Genomic DNA, 4,311 nt, shown 5'->3' on the forward strand with positions numbered 1-4,311 from the left:
CGCGGGGTGCGGCGGGACGGTGGCGGGCACCGAGCGGGCCAGCGTGGCGAGGGTCGCGCCGGCCTCGTCGAGGCGGGCGGCCAGGGCGCGCAGCGTCTCCATGTCAGGCTCCCGCCAGCGGCCGGTAGGCCGCGAACGTCTCGTTGTGCAGCTTCTCCCGCGCCCACTGCGCCGCGTCGGCGGCGGCGGTGACCGCCGCCTGCACCGACCCGGCCACGTCACGTGGGCTGCGGTGGTGCAGCGGCCCGAGGAAACGCACGTCGGTGATGCGCCCACCGGCTGTCACCACCACCTCGACAAGGCCGTCGGGCGAGCGGACGGTGACCTCGACAGTGGCCACCGCCTGGTCGAACTCGGCCTGCAGGTTCTCGATGCGGCGGTAGCGCCGCACCGCCTCCTCGATCCAGGCCTCGTCGATCTCGCCCCGCGGCATCGGCGGACTCCTCCCGGCCGGTCGGCCCCAACATCACTGAGCGTGCCGCCTCGATCACGGCGGCATCACCGGGGACCGTACCGCACGCCAATCGCGCGTGTCGATGCCCTGTGGACAGCGTGGAGCGGGCGTGGGTCAGCCGCGCCAGAGGGCGAGCATCATCGCCTCCACCGCGATCCGCGGCTTGACGTTCGCCTCGATCGCCGCCCGGCACTCCAGCACCGCCTCCAAGCGGCGCAGCGAGCCCTCGGCGTCCCACTTCTGCGCGCCCGCGCCGGCCAGCGCCGCGGTGTCGGTGTGCACCGGGGCGACCGGCGCCCGCAACGCCATGGTGAGCGCATCGCGGTAGAACCCGGCCAGGTCGACAAGCGCCCGGTCGAGCGCGTCCCGCTGGGCACGGGTGGCCCGCGACTTCTGCCGCTTCTCCAGATCCTTGAGCTGGCCGGCCGCGCCGCGCATGGCGCCGGCCGCGCCCCGGCCGGTGCCGCCCGCACCGAGCGCGGTCTGCAACGCCGTACGCTCCGCCTCGTCGATCTCGACGACCGAGGCGGCGGCCTCCGCCTCGGCGGCCTCGATCAGCGCCGAGGCGGCGTCGAACGCCGCGCCCACGCCGGTCAGCCGGCGCGGCACGGCCAGCACCGCGTCGCGCCGCTGCCGGGCCTCCGGGTCGCGGGCCAGCCGCCGGGCCCGGCCCACGTGCCCCTGCGCGGCCGCCGCGGCCCACTCGGCCACGTCCGGCGCGATGCCGTCCCGGCGGACCAGCACCTCGGCCACCGCGGCCGGCGGCGGCTGGCGCAACGGTACGACGCGGCAGCGCGACCGGATGGTCACGGAGATGTCGTCCGGGTGGGTGGACGGGGCGCAGAGCAGGAAGACGGTACGCGGCGGCGGTTCCTCGATCGCCTTGAGCAGCGCGTTGCCGGCGGCCTCGGTGAGCCGGTCGGCGTCCTCGATGATCACTACCTGCCACCGGCCACCGGACGGCGTGCTCGCCGCCCTGAGCACCAGCGCGCGCATCTCGCCGACACCGATGGAGAGCCCGTCCGGAACGACGAGGCGCACGTCGGCGTGCGTGCCGGTGAGCGTGGTGTGGCAGCCGGGGCAGCTGCCGCATCCGGTGCCGTGCACGCACTGCAGGGCGGCGGCGAACGCGCGGGCGGCCACCGACCGGCCGGATCCGGGCGGCCCGGTGAAGATCCAGGCGTGGGTCATCCCGGCGCCGGGATCGGCTTCAGCGGCGGGTGCCGGAGGCGGGTCGGCGTCGGTGCCGTCGAGCTCCTCGGCGAGCGCGTCGAGGTCGTCGTACCCGCCCGCCGGCGCGCCGGCCGCGACGGGCACGGCGGCGCGCAGCAGCGCGGCGGCCGAGGCGGCGGCCCGCCGCAGCGTGTCCACCGCCTCGTCCTGCCCGACCAGATCGCCGAAGACGTCGGTCATCTTCGGGGTTGCTCCATCGTCACCAGCTCCGCGTCGGATAACTCGGGCTGGACCGAGGTGTCCGGGCCCTGCGCCGGACGCGGGTGCACGATCCCGCCCGGGTCGGCGAGGAGCTCACCCACCCGGAGGGCCACCGCGTCGGCGATCTCGTCCACCGGCCGGGACGCGTCGAGCACGAGGTAACGCTTCGGGTCACCGGCGGCCAGGTCGAGGAAGGCGTACCGGACGCGCTCGTGGAACGTCAGCGACTCGGCCTCCAGCCGGTCGGCCCCCTCGTTGCGCGTCTCCACCCGGCTCAGGCCGGTACGCGGCTCGACGTCGAGCAGCACCACCAGATCGGGCTTGAGCCCACCGGTGGCCCAGGACGAGAGCCAGGAGACCTCGTCCACCGGAAGCGTCCGGCCGGCGCCCTGGTAGGCGAGCGACGAGTCGACGTACCTGTCGCTGATCACCACCGCGCCACGCACGAGCGCCGGGCGGACGACAGTCGCGACGTGGTGCGCCCGGTCGGCGGCGTAGAGCAGCGCCTCGGCGCGCGGCGACGGCGCCTCGTCCGTGCCGGTGTCCAGCACCAGCGAACGGATCCGCTCGCCGCCCGGTGTGGCGCCCGGCTCGCGGGTGACCACCACGTCCCGCCCCTGCGCGCGCAGGCGCTCGGCGAGCACGGCGAGCTGGGTGGACTTGCCGGCGCCCTCGCCGCCCTCGAAGACCACGAAGAGACCGCTGGAGACGAACGGCTCGGCCGGCATCAGCGGGCGGCCCCGGATCGAGCCCCACAGGTCGGCGAGGACCGGCACGCCCTTCTTGTCGTCCATCTGGCCGAACGCGCTGATGCCGGCGATGATGCCGGCCGCGCCGGCGGCGAGCAGCAGCAGGCGCGTCGAGGAGATGGAGATGCCCAGGTCGGCGATGGTGAGCTGGCGGGAGCCGCCGACGCCGACCAGGAGGCTGCTGAGCGCGATGGCGAGGATCAGCACCAGCCGGGTGCCGATCTGCACCACCGCGAAGACGCGCCCGCGTACCTCGTCGGCGACCTCGCCGCCGAGCAGCGTGGTGCCGGCCAGGAACGCCATGCCGGCGCCCGCGCCGACCAGGATCGCGCCGAGGATGGCCATCGACAGGTGGATGGCGAACGCGAGCACCAGCACCGAGGCGCTGGCGAGCACGATGCTCATGCCGAACCAGCGGCGGCGGGACATGTCCCGCACGATCATCGGACCGAGGCCGATGCCGAGCGCCAGGCCGACGAAGATCGCGCCGAAGAGCAGCGAGAACGCGGCGTCACCGGCGCCGAGCGAGTTGGCGAAGAACTTGGCCGTGCCGACCACGATGCCGCCGCCGGCGAACGCGCCGAAGATGCCCAGCACCAGGCCGCGGACGAGCGGGGTCTGGCCGATGTATTTCCAGCCCTCGGAGAACTGCCGGAACATGCTCTGCTCGGAGCGCTCGGCCTCGCCGCGCTGGGCGTGGCTGATCTCCTTGATCCCGAACGCCACCACGAGCGCGGTGGCCAGCCGGGAGAATGCGTTGAACCAGAGCGCGAGCTGGGCCGGCTCGGCCCAGTTCGGCAGGTCGCCGCCGACCGCGCCGCGGACGCCGCGGTCCAGCACGGCCAGCGCGATGGCCGCGGCCACCGGCGTGAGGCCGTACGTGGTGATCAGCGTGAGCTGGTTCGCCGCTTCCAGCCGGGTACGCGGGATGAGGTTGGGAACCGCCGCTTCCTTGGCCGGGATCCACATCAGCGTGATCGACTCGATCAGGAACGTGGCGATCAGCGCCCAGCCGACCACCAGCCCGCCCGCGGCGCCGGTCAGCGCGTAGAGCGGGATCGAGGCGAACAGCACGAAGCGCAGCAGGTCGCAGATGACCATCGTCCACCGGCGGTCGAACCGGTCGGCGAACACGCCCGCCACCGGGCCGAGCACCAGCGCCGGGAGCAGCCGGATCGCTGTCACACCGCCGAACGCGGCGCCCTGGGCGGTGCTGCCGGAGACCTGGGAGGCGGCGAACAGCGCGGTGGCGAGCAGACCGAGCCAGTCGCCGAAGGAGGCGGCGCTGAGGACGATCCACAGCCTGCGGAACGGCCGGATGCGCAGCACCGAGCGGATGGCGGCGACGCCGGAGTGGTCGGCGGCTGTCCCGGGCGACGACACGCCGGGCGACTCGCCGTTGTTCTGGCTTTCGATGGCCGTACCTCCACGTGCCGGCCCAGGTTTGGGCATCCCCGGTGGAACACTCTAGTCGCGCGGGAGGAGCAGGCCTGCGCGACATTCACCTGCTCGCTGAGCCTAGGCCGCCGGGACCACCGCCCGCAGCCCGGACAGACGCGAGGGTATTTCGCATTCTCGCCCAGACAGTTAGCGTGCAGACGTGGCCATCGACCGTGACAAACTTCGCGAGCGTCTCGACCGGGCGACCGCTCACCTCGACCCGCCGTACGCGGT

General features: G+C 74.2%; 3 protein-coding genes. All 3 read right to left on the reverse strand.

Translation table 11 applies throughout. The features are described 5' to 3' along the window. Window positions 1-103: 103 nt before the first annotated feature. Window positions 104-433, reverse strand: coding sequence for a YbaB/EbfC family nucleoid-associated protein (locus KBX39_RS24585; RefSeq protein ID WP_013473591.1), 330 nt, complete (start codon window positions 431-433; stop codon window positions 104-106). A gap of 135 nt (window positions 434-568) precedes the next feature. Further along, window positions 569-1,867, reverse strand: a complete 1,299-nt coding sequence (locus KBX39_RS24590) for a DNA polymerase III subunit delta' (RefSeq protein WP_064448456.1) — start codon at window positions 1,865-1,867, stop codon at window positions 569-571. Then, complete coding sequence (tmk, locus tag KBX39_RS24595) at window positions 1,864-4,020, reverse strand: dTMP kinase (protein ID WP_312247481.1); 2,157 nt, start codon at window positions 4,018-4,020, stop codon at window positions 1,864-1,866. The genes KBX39_RS24590 and tmk overlap by 4 nt, the downstream gene beginning before the upstream one ends. Window positions 4,021-4,311: the final 291 nt, after the last annotated feature.

Source organism: Micromonospora sp. D75 (assembly GCF_018070405.1).
In the GTDB taxonomy this organism is placed as follows: Bacteria; Actinomycetota; Actinomycetes; order Mycobacteriales; family Micromonosporaceae; genus Micromonospora; species Micromonospora chalcea.

Bases quoted from the DNA above. Each gene is read 5' to 3' on its own strand.
- KBX39_RS24585 (WP_013473591.1), bottom strand. From the start codon at position 433: ATGCCGCGGGGCGAGATCGACGAGGCCTGGATCGAGGAGGCGGTGCGG.
- KBX39_RS24590 (WP_064448456.1), bottom strand. From the start codon at position 1,867: ATGACCGACGTCTTCGGCGATCTGGTCGGGCAGGACGAGGCGGTGGAC.